Here is a 13,615-nt window from a genome sequence, read left to right as displayed (position 1 = left end):
TCCGGAACAGACCAGCCGTCCTCAGCCGTCCCTGATGCCCGCTCTGGGTCGGCGACAGCCCCCGACGAGCTATTCCACGCTGCTGCGTCAGATTGAGAAGAAGGACGTCAGCAACCTCGAGCTGATCCCCGGGCGCCGGGAAGTGCAGGTGACCTATCGCGATGGCCGGCGCGCCACCGTTCCTGTCTTCGCCAACGATCAGCAGATTCTGCGGGCTGCCGAAGCGTCCGGCACTCCACTGACGGTGCGGGATGTCCGCCAGGATCAGGCCCTGGCCGGCATGGCCGGAAACCTTGCACTGATCGTGCTGATCGTTGTGGGGCTTTCGCTGTTGTTGAGGCGCTCAGCCCAGGTGGCCAACAAAGCGCTGGGTTTCGGACGCAGTCAGCCTCGGGTCAAGGCTCAGGAGGATCTTCAGGTCCGCTTCGAGGACGTCGCCGGCATCAACCAGGCGAAACAGGAACTCCAGGAGGTGGTCACCTTCCTGAAGCAACCGGAGTCTTTTATCCGGCTCGGGGCCAGGATCCCCAGAGGCGTTCTGCTGGTGGGACCACCAGGAACCGGCAAGACTCTTCTGGCTAGGGCGATCGCCGGGGAGGCCGGCGTTCCCTTCTTTTCGATGGCCGCCTCCGAATTCGTTGAGCTGTTCGTCGGTGTCGGAGCCAGCAGAGTCAGGGACCTGTTCCGAAAGGCCAAGGAGAAAGCTCCCTGCATCGTTTTCATCGATGAGATCGACGCCGTCGGTCGCCAGCGCGGGGCAGGCATCGGTGGCGGAAATGATGAACGGGAGCAGACCCTGAATCAGTTGCTCACCGAAATGGATGGTTTCGCGGAGAACTCCGGTGTGATTCTCCTGGCGGCCACCAATCGGGCCGATGTGCTTGATGCCGCTCTGACGCGTCCGGGCCGTTTCGATCGCCGCATCGATGTCTCGCTGCCCGATCGCCGTGGCCGCGCTGACATCCTCGCGGTCCATGCCAGAACCAGGCCCCTGGATCCCACCGTGAATCTGGAGCACTGGGCACGGCGGACACCGGGATTCTCCGGAGCCGACCTTGCCAATCTGCTCAATGAGGCGGCGATTCTCACCGCTCGTCAGCAGGAGCAGGCGATCACGGACACCCAACTGGAAGGCGCCCTGGATCGGATCACGATGGGGTTGAGCGCCAGACCCCTCCAGGACAGTGCCAAGAAACGTCTGATCGCGTATCACGAAATCGGCCACGCTCTCGTCGCGGCGCTGCTGCCGGCAGCTGATCCCGTCGACAAGGTCACGATCCTTCCCCGCGGTGGCGCTGCCGGCTACTCCCGTTTGCTGCCTGATGAGGAACGCCTCGACTCGGGCCTTTACACACGCGCCTATCTGCAGGCGGATCTTGTGGTGATGCTGGGGGGACGCGCCGCTGAACTCGTGGTGTTCGGAGCTCAGGAAGTGACGCAGGGAGCCAGCGGTGACCTCCAGACAGTGGCCCGTCTGGCCAGGGAGATGGTCACCCGCTTCGGCTTCTCCAGCCTCGGACCGGTCGCCCTTGAGTCGGCAGGTTCCGAGGTCTTCCTCGGCAAGGACTGGTTCAACCAGCGTCCCGACTACGCCGAGACGACAGGACGGGAGATTGATTCCCAGGTCCGTGCCCTTGCCCGCCGCTCCCTTGAGCAGGCAGTGGCTCTGCTGCAGCCGAGACGGCAGGTGATGGACCGTCTGGTCGAGGCCCTGATCGACGAGGAGACCCTGCCGGGGGACCGCTTCATGCAGCTTGCCGGCCTGACGTGATCCGTCTGCTTCTCCTGCTCCCGCTGTCGTGGCTGGCAGCCCGGATGCTGGTGGAGTGGCTCTGGTTTGCTCAGTTCGACTGGCAGGGGGTGTTGCTGCAGCGTTGGGGCCTTCAGCTTCTGTCAGGGGGGTGCGCCGCGATCCTGCTGCTGGCCGCATCCCGCTGGGCCCGAACCGTCATGGCGTCTCCGGTGGACCGGTCGGTCAGCCTCGCCCCCGTGCTGCGGGGTTGGCGCTACAGCCTGCTTCTGGCCGTGAGTGGTGCCGTGCTTCTGGTCAGCGGGGTGCTGATCGGCCTGCTGGTGGTCGAGGCGCTCCGTCATCCGACCACGCTGGGGCAGTGGTCCTTCGATCTCTCCGGCTCTCGCCAAGTTCTGGTGCTTCTGAGTCTGGCCGTGGGCCTGCTGGCTCTCCGACTCCCCTGGATGGTCTGGCTGATGCGTCTCGGCTGGATCGGCCTTGTGGTGATCGCCGCCAGGGCCTGGAGTGTCTGGGCGCTGGCTGTGGACATTCCCGATACGGGCTTGATCGAACCTCTGCTCGGCGGCGACATCAGCTTCTCCCTCGCCCGTTTCGCCGCCATCAAGTTGCTGCTGGAGCTGGGGTTGCTGGCTCAGCTGTTCACCCTGTCGGGCACGCTGTGGGGGCGGTTGATCCGTCCTCCTTGTCTCAGTGACTGGGAATGTCCCGGATTTGCCCCTCACGCTCTGAACGGGCTGCGCCGCTGGAGCGGCCTGATCCTGACCACTGCTGCCTGCTGGTGCTGGCTGTCACGCCATCAGCTCCTCTGGACGCAGTCCGGCATGGTCGCCGGTGCCGGCTGGTTGCAGGTTCATCTGACCCTGCCGTTCCGCAGCCTGATCGCGCTGTTGCTGCTGCTCCTGGCCATTGCTGTCATCGCTGGCGGAGACGATCGTTTCCACCGTCGCGCGCCGCGTCTGCTGCTGGTGCTGCTGGTGACCACCGTGCTGATCGAGCAGTTGGTCACCCCTCTGACCCGTTGGCTGTTGCTGCGACCCCAGGAACTGACGCTGCAGATGCCTTACCTGGAGCAGGCCATCACATCGACCCGACGCGCCTTCCAGCTGGATCGCATCAGCTTCCGCTCGGATGATCTGAGTTCCAACCTCACCAGCGACGATCTGGAGACGGCAGCCAGCACCGTCGACAACATCCGTCTGTGGGACAGCAGGCCTCTGCTGGAGACCAATCGACAGCTGCAGCAGCTTCGTGTCTATTACCGCTTCTCCAACGCCGCCGTTGATCGCTATCCGCTCCTCCCAGATCGCGACACGGCTCAGCAGGTGATCCTCGCGGCCCGGGAGCTGGAGCAGTCCGAACTGCCCAGACGGTCACGGACGTGGTTGAACCGTCATTTCGTGTTCACCCATGGCTACGGATTCACGCTGAGCCCGGTGAATGCGGCCCGTCCGGATGGCCTTCCGCCCTATTTCATCAGCGATCTGGGCTCCGCCACCCGCATCGAAGGCAATGCAAGGCTTGGCATCTCCCGCGGGGATGTTGAGCGGGTTGTCCCCGTGAACAGGGCGGCGCTGTATTTCGGCATGCTGCCCTCGCCCTATGCGGTGGCTCCGACCCTCGTGGACGAGTTCGATTACCCGGAGGGCGATGTCAACGTCTACACCAATTACTCGGGGGCAGCTGGTGTTCCCATCGGTTTCCTCCCCCAGAGGCTTGCTGCTGCTGCCTATCTGATGGAGCCGAGGTTGCTGACAACCGCTTCGATGACATCCGACACCCGTCTGCTGCTCAGGCGTGATGTCCACCAGCGGGTCAAAGCGATTGCCCCGTTCCTGGAATTCCGCGGCGATCCCTATCTGGTCTCCGTCCCGATCGAGGACGGACGGGCCGGCTATGAGCAGGATCAGAACCAGTACTGGATCGTCGAGGGTTTCACCCGTTCGGCCACCTACCCCTACAGCGCAGCTGTCGGCGACGCCCTGAGTGATCGCTATCTGCGCAATTCGGTTAAGGCCGTTGTCGATGCCTTCAACGGCAGCGTCCATTTCTATGTGAGTGAACCGGAAGACCCGCTGATTCGTGGATGGTCAGCCTTGTTCCCGGATCTGTTCGAACCCCTCAGCGCCATGCCTGAGAGCCTTCGCCGGCACCTGCGTGTACCGGAAGCCCTGTTCAAGGTGCAGGTCCAGCAGCTTCAGACCTACCACGTGATCGATCCGAGGGTGCTCTACAGCGGTGACGACGTGTGGCAATTGCCCGTTGAGACGTACGGCGACAGGGAAGTGCCTGTTGAGCCGTATCACATCACGGCACAACTGGAAGCCAACAGCAGTTCGGAATTCCTGTTGCTTCAGCCCTTCACCCCCCAGGCCCGACCGAATCTCACCGCCTGGCTTGCCGCACGCAATGACGGCGATCACTACGGGGAACTGGTGCTGATTGATTTCCCTCAGGACAAGCCCATCCCCGGGCCACAGCAGGTGCAGGCCAGGATCAACCAGGATCCCGATATCAGCAAGATGTTCGGACTCTGGGATCGCGGAGGATCTGAAGTGGTTCAGGGCAATCTGCTGGTGGTCCCCGTTGGCAGCAGCCTTCTCTACGTCGAGCCGGTCTATCTGCGGGCCAGCCAGGGGGGGCTTCCCACGCTTGTCAGGATCGTGGTCAGTGACGGACGCGGGATCGCGATGGCGGATACGCTCTCGGGCGCGATCGATCAGCTCATGAAAAAGGCTCCGGCAGGTCAGAGACCGCCGGAGCCGGACAACGAGGATGTTCTCGGTTGATCAGCCGATGGCAGAGAAGTACTCCTTGCTGCCGACGGGATCCTCCTTCATCGTCTTTTCGCCAGGAGTCCAGTTGGCGGGGCAGACCTCGTCGGGGTTTGCCGCCACGTACTGGTAGCCCTGAAGCACGCGAAGGGTCTCATCAACATTGCGACCGACCGGCGCCTTGTTGATGGTCATGTGCATGACCATCCCTTCCGGGTTGATGATGAACAGTCCGCGATCGGCCTCGCCGTCGTCGTTGAGCACGTTGTAGGCAGTGCAGATCTCACGCTTCAGGTCGGAGACGAGCGGATAGCTGATATCGCCCACGCCACCCTGGTTACGAGGGGTCTGGATCCAGGCCAGGTGGCAGTTCTTGCTGTCGACCGAGACAGCGAGAACTTCGGTGTTCTTGCTGGTGAAATCAGCGATGCGATCGCTGAAGGCCGTGATCTCAGTCGGACAGACGAAGGTGAAGTCCAGGGGGTAGAAGAACAGCACGACGTACTTGCCCCGGTACTGGGACAGGCTGATTTCCTTGAACTCCTGATCCACCACAGCGGTGGCGGTGAAATCCGGGGCCATCTGGCCCACACGCAGGCAACCGTTTTCGGGCATGTTCGGGATGCGGTGGTGATGAACCGGTCGTCGACGGCGACTAAGTCGTAGTCGGATCGACTTCCAATTGCGCGCGCAACCTATCACGGGTCCCGCCGCTCTAGACCATACACTTTTGCAACAACCTTTCGGTCTTGATGAGCTGGGATCCCTCATTGCTGCGCAAATTCAGTTCCACCGGGCACTTCCGGCTTCTGAATCAGCTTCGCGGTGACCTGAAAAAGCGACCTCTGGATCGTGACGGCTCGACGGGAGCTCTCAGGATGCCCGGCACATCCGGTCGCTCCGAGCGCCAGAGGCGTCAGGCGCCGCCGCAGTCCAGGTCGACTCCAACGGCATCAACCACCTCCATGCAGGAGAAGGACAACAACCGCACGTTTCGCGACCGGCTAAACGCCATCGACATGCGTTGAGAGGTTGATGTTCAGAACAGACGAATGGCTCGGGGGAGACTTGAACTCCCGACCTTGGGGTTATGAATCCCACGCTCTAACCAGCTGAGCTACCGAGCCTTGTGTGACAGATTTTAGAGGATCACCAGACGCTCAGGCCTGACGGGTTGGAAGCTTGGAGAGGGGATTGACAGCAGCTCCACCGGAACGACGGATCTCAAAGTGCAGATGGGGGCCGGTGCTGCGTCCGGTGCTTCCCATCAGGGAAATGCGGGCTCCCTGAGGGACCAGCTGGCCTTTCTTGACCAGCAGCCGGCTGTTGTGGGCATATCGCGTGGAGTCACCATCGGCGTGGGACATCTCCACCAGATAGCCGTAACCGCTGCTCCAACCCGAGTAGGTGATGATTCCATCCCGAGCAGCATGGATCGGGGTTCCCGTGTTGTTGGCGATGTCGATGCCCTTGTGCATCCGACCCCAACGCCAGCCGTAGCCGGACGTGAAGATGCCTTTGGTGGGCCAGGAGTAGGAATTGTTGAGAAGCTTGGGAGCCTGCTTTACCGGGGTCTCGAACTGAGGCCGCCGAGGCCAGCTGGCACCACCGCTGATGGTGGGTCGGATGGCCAGAAGATGTCTTGAGCTGCTGGCTTTGGCGACCGTCAGTTCGCTTCCGGCGGCCATCGAACTCAATTCGAGGCCAGGATTCAGGGTGCGCAACTCATCCCAGGTGAGTCCGTTGCGGGACAGGAACGTGTTGAGAGAGTCACCCGACTGAACATGCGCCGTGTTGCCGACCGGAGGGGGTGCCAGAACGGGAGGCGATGTGCGGCGGGACTGAACATCAACCGCTGAAATGAACTCGAGTTCATCAACGGCCTCGACTGGCAGCTTGACCCACGAGCCAGAAAGGTAGAGGTGAGCTTCCGATTTCTCGTTCAGTCTGGAGAGCTCCTCACCCTGCAGCCCAAGCAGTTCAGCCAGGCTTCCGAGGCCGATCCTCTCCTGAAGCTGCACCCAGATCATCTTGTCGCTGGCGATCTCCTCCTCCGTCAGAGATGGAAGCGGAGGGAGTTCAGCGAACAGTGGGCGGTTGTTGGCTTGTCCAGGCTGACCCTGCCAGATGCCAAGGGTCAGCATCGGCGCAGAGACAGTCAGTAAGACCTGGACGAAACGCATGCAGCCCGGAGGAAATCTTGGACGGCATACGACCGTCTGAGTGGGCCGAAGGTAACGAGCCAAACATTTGGGTGCAAGGGGGACTGGATCACTCCGTCGATCACCACAAACACAGTTGAGTTCCTGCGTGGAATGCCACCAGAGCAGAGGCCACCGAAAGGTTGAGACTGCGCACGCCTCCTTGGCCCGAGCTGTCGGCCGCGCCTGGCATGGGAATCGTGACCATGCCGTCACAGCGTTCACGCACCGATGGCGGCAGCCCCGTGTCCTCCCGTCCAAACAACAGCACATCACCGTGCTGGAAGACCATCGACGTCAAGGCCACACCGCCGTAGCGGCTACAGCCGATCAGACGGCTCTCCCTCGGTAGCTGTCCTGTCAGATCGTTGAGATCCTCATGGGTGGAGACCGTCACATGCGGCCAGTAGTCGAGACCGGCCCTCCGGAGGCTGCGGTCGTCAATCCGGAACCCGAGGGGTTCGATCAAAGCCAGTGGCAGCTGGAACGCCGCACAGGTTCGGGCGATATTCCCGGTGTTGGGAGGAATCTGCGGTTCGAACAAGGCGATGCGCAGCGCTGCTGAGGGATCCGGAAGCTTCATGGAACCGGTACTCCCAGAGCGTGAAGATCCAGTGCCCGACCCTGCACCACCAGCCAACTGGCCACCGCCTGACGATCAAGGCGCTGGGCAAGAGCTCCGAGTCGGTCACGGAACAGACCGCCGATGGCGGTGGGCGGAACCACGCCCCACCCCGTTTCCTCGATCACCAGAACACAGGTCTGTCCCATCGTCGAAAGTTGGCTGAGCAGGCGTTCGGTTTGCCGATCCCAGATGTTGCTTTCCGAGTCGAGATGCTGGGCCACGTATCCGCCGAGAGCATCGATCAGAACGGCATGGTTCCCAGGAACGCGCTTCAGATCCTGCGGAAGGTCCGGACCCGCTTCCAGCAACGCCCAGTGATCCGGTCGCCGCAAGCGGTGCAGACGCAATCGCTCCTGCCAGCTCGCATCCTGAGGTCGGCCCGGTGCTGTCGCGACGTAGGTGACCGGGGTGATGTCCTTCAACAGTGCTTCTGCCCAGCGACTCTTGCCGCCGCGGGCCGGTCCGTGGACAAGAACGAGGGATCCTGCCCGCGCTGGGGCTTCAGCCACCACCGTTCATTCCCTTCAGTGTCGCCACGGACGAGGGTGAGACCCGGTTGAGATAACGGAAGATCCAGTATTTGAAAATCGTTGCCAGGATCACCGGGAAAGTGGCGATGAACAACATGATGAAGTTCTCCTGAGCCGGTAATCCGAAATGGTCGGCAACACCGGCAAGCAGAACAGTCCATCCCTCTGGACTGTGATAGCCCACGAAGATATCTGTGAACAGAATGATGCCGAAAGCCTTGGCTGAATCACTCAGACCGTAAACAGCTTCATCGATGAAACCTCGTAGAACCCGAAGTTCATCTCGGCTCGAAAAGCAGACCACAACGAAGGCCAGCAGAGCGGCAAGATCGGAAAGAACATTCTTGATCGCCTGCAGGCTTTCGAATGTGATCTCACGGTTCAGTTCTTCCGCCTTGACTCTCAGTTTCTCTCGCATGGCATCACCTGTCGGAGTCTCGACGCCGCTGAGCAGAGCTTCAAACTCGATTTCTTCCTTGTAAATCCGCAGCTTCTCCACAGACCTTGCTTCGAGGCCGTCCTTCGGATAGCTCAGAAAGCCGAGATCAGGTGCCAGACGGTCGACCACCGGGGAGATCAGATACGTGCGCGAAATCTGCTGCACCATGAGCGGTACAAGGATCAGCAGCAGGACCAGACGCAGGGAAATGAGTGTGGAATCGCGGCGCCGCCGAAAACCTGCAACAAGGGTTTCCTCTGAAGAGGGGTCCAGCTGACGACGCATCGAGTCGAAGAGGCTGAGCAGCGATCGGGGAAGAGGTTCCGGGTCCCTGCTGATTTTTCCGCGTTGTGAGGAGCGACCCGGTGCATAGCGGGCCACGACGGTTTCGATCAGTTGCAGCTGTCGCAGTTCCTGAACATCCAACTGGCCGCGTTTCGGTTCGATGGCCGCCTTGCTCGAGCGGCAGATGTTCAGAGCTGTCCGGAAGCGTCGAAGAATCGTCAGCTGAACCTGACGGGGAACCGACAGCTCAAGGTCCGGACGAACGGGACGGTCTGCGTAGTACTCAAGCTCGAGGCTCTGGATCAGCAGTGCAGCCTCATACCCCCTCTCCAGTTCATTGGAGAGGTCGAATGACTGGTCGTGGGAAAAGAGCTGGATCCAGTTTCGACGCGTCATCAGCTGCGGTGGTCAGCGTGAGAACACCCACCAGGTCGCCATCGGGATGATGGTTCCGAGCACCATCAGCACGATGATCCAGGTGGTGGCATTGCTGCTCTGGGTCTCTTCCTGGGTGGGGATGTTGGTGGGCAGAGTCGTGCGCACCGTCTCCTCAGGGGGGCCTGGATCCTCACCACCGTTCAGGACCACCGAGATCCGCCCGAGGCCGTCCATCGAGGCCTGGCGGTAGCGATCTCCAGCCCGCAGTGGGATCGCCATCGTGGTGCGAGCTGTGCTTTTCAGCAGGGCTTCAGGAAGGCGTGACTGTAGGGAGTCGTCCGCGATGATCGCGGCCCGTTTCCCCTGACTTTCGATCAGAAGCAGCATCAGAGGGGCCTCACCGGGCTGACTCCACTGCTCCAGCAGCTCGGTCCCGAAGCTGTTGAGGGTGTATCCATAGTCCAGGCGCCGCAGCGTGATCAGCCTGGCGTCAAGGCGGTCCTGTTCAAAGTCCTGCAGACGTGTTTCCAGCTCCCCGCGGCTGGCACGGCTGAAGACGTCGGCATCGTCGATCACGTGATCAACCGGCCGTTCGGGGCTGAAAGCTGCCGGGGCGACCGCCATCGCCGCTGGAACCATCAGGATCAGAGCCAGAGCCAGGCCGCTCAGTGCGGTGACGATCTGCTTCCAGTGCGGCATCACGCGGTTCCTTCCACAGGCGATTCATGGCCACAGTCTGCCGTCAGCTGTCGAGGCTGTCGCGGTTGAGTGCTTCGATCGAGCGGATGATCATCTGGGCTTCCCCGGATGGCAGGTTGAGCTGTTCCGTCAACCTCTGGAGAAATTCGGACTCCTCACGCGTCACTTTGCGATCGGCGTGAACGAGATGGGCGGCCACGGCCAGGGCCGACTCCTGCTGACTCTGATTGAGGGCGGGCACAGCCGAATCGATCAGTCCCGCGACACCGTTCTCCCGGAGCCGTGTGAGCAGCCGATCGAACAGCTCACCCATCGTGGCTTCCGAACAGCTGGTGTACAGGCTGCGGTTCTCCAGCTGACGTCGCAGGGCATGGGCCTCATCGCGACCAAGAGTCCCGTCACAGGCAACTGCAGCAAGGGCTACGGCGGCGAAGGCTTCGGCGCTGGTCATTCGGACGGGACGGTCTGTCCACATTTGAGCAGGATGTCCTGGTTCTGACAGTGCCCGGTAACGCATGCCCGCCCAGGCCCGCATCGTCCTCGTCTGGGGTCTGCTGATCCTTGTGATGGCCGTGCTGAACACCGTGATGGCGCAGTCCGTCACCCCAGAACTGCAGCGGGCCGAAGTGCTCTCGGCCGTCGCTGCGGTAAGTCTCCTGCTGGTGGCTGCGCTCTGGACCCGGGCCGACCCTCGCAGCGCTGCTCGTCAGGAGCTTGGTGGCGAACAGGGTCTCGTGCTGGCATCCGATCTCTCCGATTCGGTCCGCGATGAGCTGGGCTGGGGAAGCCACATGTTGCTGACGGCGACGGCTGCGTCGACCGTGCTGGTCTACTGGGAGGGGACTGTCCTGCTGCGTCGGGGGCTGATCAGCGATGGAGACTTCCACCCCGGAACCATCTGCCGGCGAGTGATGCAGAAGAACAACAGTGTCTCCCTGGTGAGCACCGCGCTGTTTCCAGGTCGTGGGGAATTTGACCCCGTGCTGGACGCCCTTCCCTCCGTGTTGATCTGTCCCCTCGGAGGGGATGGGGTGGTCGTGATCGGTGGCTGGTCAGAACGCTGCTTCAGTCGATCGGACGAACGCTGGGCTGAAGGATGGGCCGTCCGGCTCAGAACAGCTCTGCAGGGGATGCATTCCGTTGCTGACGGGCCGGTTCCCCCAGTCTGATTCGGGACCGTACCCGCTCACCGCCACCACTGAATCGCAGGTTGCCGTCTTCACCGACCACCCCCTCTAGAACAGCAGCCCTGGTGATCTGTTCAAGCGCCTCACGACGGACTTCCACGTCCCCTTCTGCCCTGACGCGTTCGTTGCTCCAGTTCCAGCGACAGCGTTGGGCACGCAGCTGTTCTCCCGGCTGGTTCAGACGGCAGTCCCGTGCAACGGTGACCGTGGTGGCCTCCTCATCGATGATGAATCCAGTGCCACTGGCCTCACCTGCCTCGAATGTGGCCGTGAATGGTCTGTCGGAACGGAGTTCCCGTCGCTGGTAGTTCCAGCGTGTCCGTCCGGCCTTGATCTCATCCTCGGAATCGCCGAGACGAACGCGCACCGGTTCCACCAGGTCCAGATATCCCTCTTTGGTGTTGCCCTCCAGCCGGCTGGCTGTGAGCGAACGATCAGGCTGGCGTTCGCCCAGCACAGGACCGGAGGCATCCAGGCGGCCGGTGGCGAGATTCCAGATGCCACGTTCAACCTGGATGAGCGTGTCGGGAGGCTTGTCCGTCGTTCTAGCCTTGTCCCAGCGCTGCAGGCGGGCAGGCCCCTCGAAGACCAGGTTGTCGGTGTCTGTCCGGTAGTTCAGGCGCGGGGAGGTGAGTCTTGATTCCGCATCCACCGCGACCGGTCGCTGCTCGAGAACCATCAGCGACCTGTCCGGCGTCCACACCAGACGCTGGCCCTGGATCAAGATGCGTCGCTGATTCAGCTGCTGCAGACGCACGTTTCCTTCCAGAACCACCAGTTCCCCGTCATTGAGAACAGTGGCGAGATCAGCACTGATCCGGAACCCCGGGCGATCAGCCTTGTACAGCACGCCGGAGGGGAGTTTGGCACGCACGGTTCGGCTGTCGAGGTCGTAGCGGGCCTCCGGACTGCTGAGATCCCAGTCCCGGGAGCCGTCGGGCTTGAGCTGATTGAGGCTGAGGGAGCGCAGCACGAAGGGAGGTGCCTGCTGGTCGCTCGCTGGCTTCTCCTGGCAGCCTGTCATCACGGCAAGGCCGGCAAGCAGCGGGATCAGGCGCCGACCGAGGGGACCAAGCAGCATCGCCATCAGAGCGGTTCGTCCAGCTCCAGTCGCTGCATCACAGGACTGGGCTGAGGCAGCGGCGTTCCCGGGGTCAGTCCCCCCCAGACCAGTTGATCCTCCCAGCGGTCGGCTGCCTGGGGATTCCCCAGCTGTTCGAGGATCCTTGCGCTCAGATCCGGCAGGAGCGGGGACAGAAGCACACCGACGATCCGGGCCGCTTCCAGGACCGCATAGAGGTCGATCGCCACAACTGACTCCTGACCCGGTTGCTTCATACGGCTCCAGGGCGCGGTGTCATTCAGGTGACCGTTCGCTGCGATCGCCAGTTGCAACAGCGCTTCTGAAGACGTCTTGAACGCCAGCCGATCGAGTCCCTCGAGACAGGTGCTCACCGCCCCGGCAGCCTGCACGGCAAGCGGGTGATCCGCGCCGGCACCATCGCGACCGGGGGGAACGGATTCCTCGAACCACTTGCGTGCCATGGAAGACGTTCGGTTCAGCAGATTGCCGATCGTGTTCGCCAGGTCGTTGTTGATCAGATCGACGAACCGCTGCTGCTGGAAATCGCCGTCGTCTCCGAATTGGATGTCCCGCAACAGATACCAGCGCACAGCGTCCGTCCCACAGCGGTCGAGCAGCACCTCCGGATCAAGGACGTTCCCGAGGGATTTGCCCATCTTCTGCCCTTCACGGGTCAGGAATCCATGGCCGAACACCCGATGCGGCAACGGCAATCCGGCCGACATGAGCATGGCCGGCCAGAACACGGCATGGAAACGGAGGATGTCCTTGCCGATCACGTGGACTGATGCGGGCCAGCCCGACTGCTCAAGCCTGTCGAGGTCGACATCGCCACCGTCATCGAGAAGGGCCGTGAGATAACCGAGCAAGGCATCAAACCAGACGTAGAAGGTGTGTCCGTCATGGCCGGGCACCGGCAGTCCCCAGGACACATTGACCCTGGAGATCGAGAAGTCCCGCAGCCCCTGGGCGACGAAATTGCGCACCTCCTGGCGACGGCTGGCCGGGGAGATGAAATCGTCCCGGTTCACGAGCTCCTCGATGGCGCTCTGGTAACGGGACAACCGGAAGAAGAGATTCTCCTCATCGCGCCACTCCAACGGCTTGCGGTGGATGGGGCAGTCGGGGGCAACCGCTTCGGCCGGATCGTCCTTGAATTCCTCGCAGTCAACGCAGTACCAGCCCGTCTGGCGTCCTGTCACCACATCGCCCGAGGCCTCGACCCGTGCAAAGAACTGCTGGACCAGGTCAAGGTGTCGCGGATCGGTGGTGCGGATGAAGCGGTCCTGGCTGATTCCCCACCGGGCCCAGAGGTCGCGGTATGTGGAACTGATGCGATCGCAGTGTTCCTGGGGTGAAACCCCCTGTCGTTCCGCTGTGCGCTGGATCTTCTGGCCGTGTTCATCAACACCGGTGATGAACACCACGGAACCGTTGCGCAAACGCTGGTAGCGGGCCAGGGCGTCGCAGGCGATGGTCGTGTAGGTACTGCCGAGATGGGGCTTGTCGTTGACGTAATAAAGCGGAGTTGTGAGGGTGTAGGGCATCTTGAAAGCGGTAACTCCGCTGCACCGCAGCGACGCCGGATCCTAACGACCATCCTCTGCAGCACCTGATGTCGCGCTTCTCAGAACTGGATGACAGGACCCTGCTGGCCGGGCTC

General features: G+C 62.1%; 13 protein-coding genes and 1 tRNA gene. 4 read left to right on the top strand and 10 right to left on the bottom strand.

Annotated features, from left to right (window positions below):
- Window positions 1–34 precede the first annotated feature (34 nt).
- Both ftsH and SynA15127_RS06740 read left to right on the top strand, forming a co-directional pair.
- Window positions 35–1,771 carry an ATP-dependent zinc metalloprotease FtsH gene (gene ftsH / locus SynA15127_RS06745; protein WP_186485619.1) on the top strand — a complete coding sequence of 579 codons (1,737 nt, stop codon included), beginning with the start codon at window positions 35–37 and terminating at the stop codon, window positions 1,769–1,771.
- Window positions 1,768–4,539 carry a UPF0182 family protein gene (locus tag SynA15127_RS06740; protein ID WP_186483416.1) on the top strand — a complete coding sequence of 924 codons (2,772 nt, stop codon included), beginning with the start codon at window positions 1,768–1,770 and terminating at the stop codon, window positions 4,537–4,539. The genes ftsH and SynA15127_RS06740 overlap by 4 nt, the downstream gene beginning before the upstream one ends.
- On the opposite strand, the gene SynA15127_RS06735 is transcribed toward SynA15127_RS06740, so the two are convergent.
- Window positions 4,540–5,139 carry a peroxiredoxin gene (locus SynA15127_RS06735; protein ID WP_043691161.1) on the bottom strand — a complete coding sequence of 200 codons (600 nt, stop codon included), beginning with the start codon at window positions 5,137–5,139 and terminating at the stop codon, window positions 4,540–4,542.
- A gap of 137 nt (window positions 5,140–5,276) precedes the next feature.
- On the opposite strand from SynA15127_RS06735, the gene SynA15127_RS06730 reads away from it, so the two are divergent.
- Window positions 5,277–5,552: a hypothetical protein gene (locus SynA15127_RS06730; protein WP_186483415.1), complete on the top strand. Its 276-nt coding sequence runs from the start codon at window positions 5,277–5,279 to the stop codon at window positions 5,550–5,552.
- Between the two features lie 25 nt (window positions 5,553–5,577).
- Here the strand turns inward: SynA15127_RS06730 and SynA15127_RS06725 are convergent.
- The 7 genes from SynA15127_RS06725 to SynA15127_RS06695 all read right to left on the bottom strand — a co-directional run bounded on the left by SynA15127_RS06725 (window position 5,578) and on the right by SynA15127_RS06695 (window position 10,132).
- Window positions 5,578–5,651: transfer RNA gene (locus tag SynA15127_RS06725), tRNA-Met, on the bottom strand.
- Window positions 5,652–5,684: 33 nt separating this feature from the next.
- Window positions 5,685–6,668, bottom strand: coding sequence for a M23 family metallopeptidase (locus tag SynA15127_RS13630; RefSeq protein ID WP_304623138.1), 984 nt, complete (start codon window positions 6,666–6,668; stop codon window positions 5,685–5,687).
- A 139-nt stretch (window positions 6,669–6,807) separates the two neighbouring features.
- Entirely contained in the window at window positions 6,808–7,308 is a 501-nt protein-coding gene (locus SynA15127_RS06715) for a tRNA (cytidine(34)-2'-O)-methyltransferase (protein WP_186483413.1), read from the bottom strand.
- Window positions 7,305–7,859, bottom strand: coding sequence for a bifunctional adenosylcobinamide kinase/adenosylcobinamide-phosphate guanylyltransferase (locus SynA15127_RS06710; protein ID WP_255475420.1), 555 nt, complete (start codon window positions 7,857–7,859; stop codon window positions 7,305–7,307). The genes SynA15127_RS06715 and SynA15127_RS06710 overlap by 4 nt, the downstream gene beginning before the upstream one ends.
- Window positions 7,852–9,000 (bottom strand): proton extrusion protein PcxA, encoded by a 1,149-nt coding sequence (gene pxcA / locus SynA15127_RS06705; RefSeq protein ID WP_186483411.1) that lies wholly within the window; start codon window positions 8,998–9,000, stop codon window positions 7,852–7,854. The genes SynA15127_RS06710 and pxcA overlap by 8 nt, the downstream gene beginning before the upstream one ends.
- A gap of 12 nt (window positions 9,001–9,012) precedes the next feature.
- Window positions 9,013–9,681, bottom strand: coding sequence for a photosystem II repair protein Psb32 (psb32, locus tag SynA15127_RS06700; RefSeq protein WP_186483410.1), 669 nt, complete (start codon window positions 9,679–9,681; stop codon window positions 9,013–9,015).
- A gap of 43 nt (window positions 9,682–9,724) precedes the next feature.
- Window positions 9,725–10,132: a tellurite resistance TerB family protein gene (locus SynA15127_RS06695; RefSeq protein ID WP_186483409.1), complete on the bottom strand. Its 408-nt coding sequence runs from the start codon at window positions 10,130–10,132 to the stop codon at window positions 9,725–9,727.
- 64 nt (window positions 10,133–10,196) lie between these two features.
- Here SynA15127_RS06695 and SynA15127_RS06690 point away from each other — a divergent pair, with 64 nt between their 5' ends.
- Window positions 10,197–10,850, top strand: a complete 654-nt coding sequence (locus SynA15127_RS06690) for a cofactor assembly of complex C subunit B (protein ID WP_186483408.1) — start codon at window positions 10,197–10,199, stop codon at window positions 10,848–10,850.
- Here the strand turns inward: SynA15127_RS06690 and lptC are convergent.
- Both lptC and metG read right to left on the bottom strand, forming a co-directional pair.
- Complete coding sequence (lptC, locus tag SynA15127_RS06685; protein ID WP_186483407.1) at window positions 10,792–11,955, bottom strand: LPS export ABC transporter periplasmic protein LptC; 1,164 nt, start codon at window positions 11,953–11,955, stop codon at window positions 10,792–10,794. The two genes, SynA15127_RS06690 and lptC, sit on opposite strands and share 59 nt — an antisense overlap.
- Window positions 11,955–13,499 (bottom strand): methionine--tRNA ligase, encoded by a 1,545-nt coding sequence (metG, locus tag SynA15127_RS06680; RefSeq protein ID WP_186483406.1) that lies wholly within the window; start codon window positions 13,497–13,499, stop codon window positions 11,955–11,957. Before metG ends, lptC begins: the two co-directional genes overlap by 1 nt.
- Between the last annotated feature and the right edge of the window lie 116 nt (window positions 13,500–13,615).

The sequence above is a fragment of the Synechococcus sp. A15-127 genome (genome assembly GCF_014280215.1).
GTDB lineage: Bacteria > Cyanobacteriota > Cyanobacteriia > PCC-6307 > Cyanobiaceae > Parasynechococcus.
Note: the sequence above shows the minus strand (reverse complement) of the source record. Positions and strands in the feature narration are given on the sequence as shown.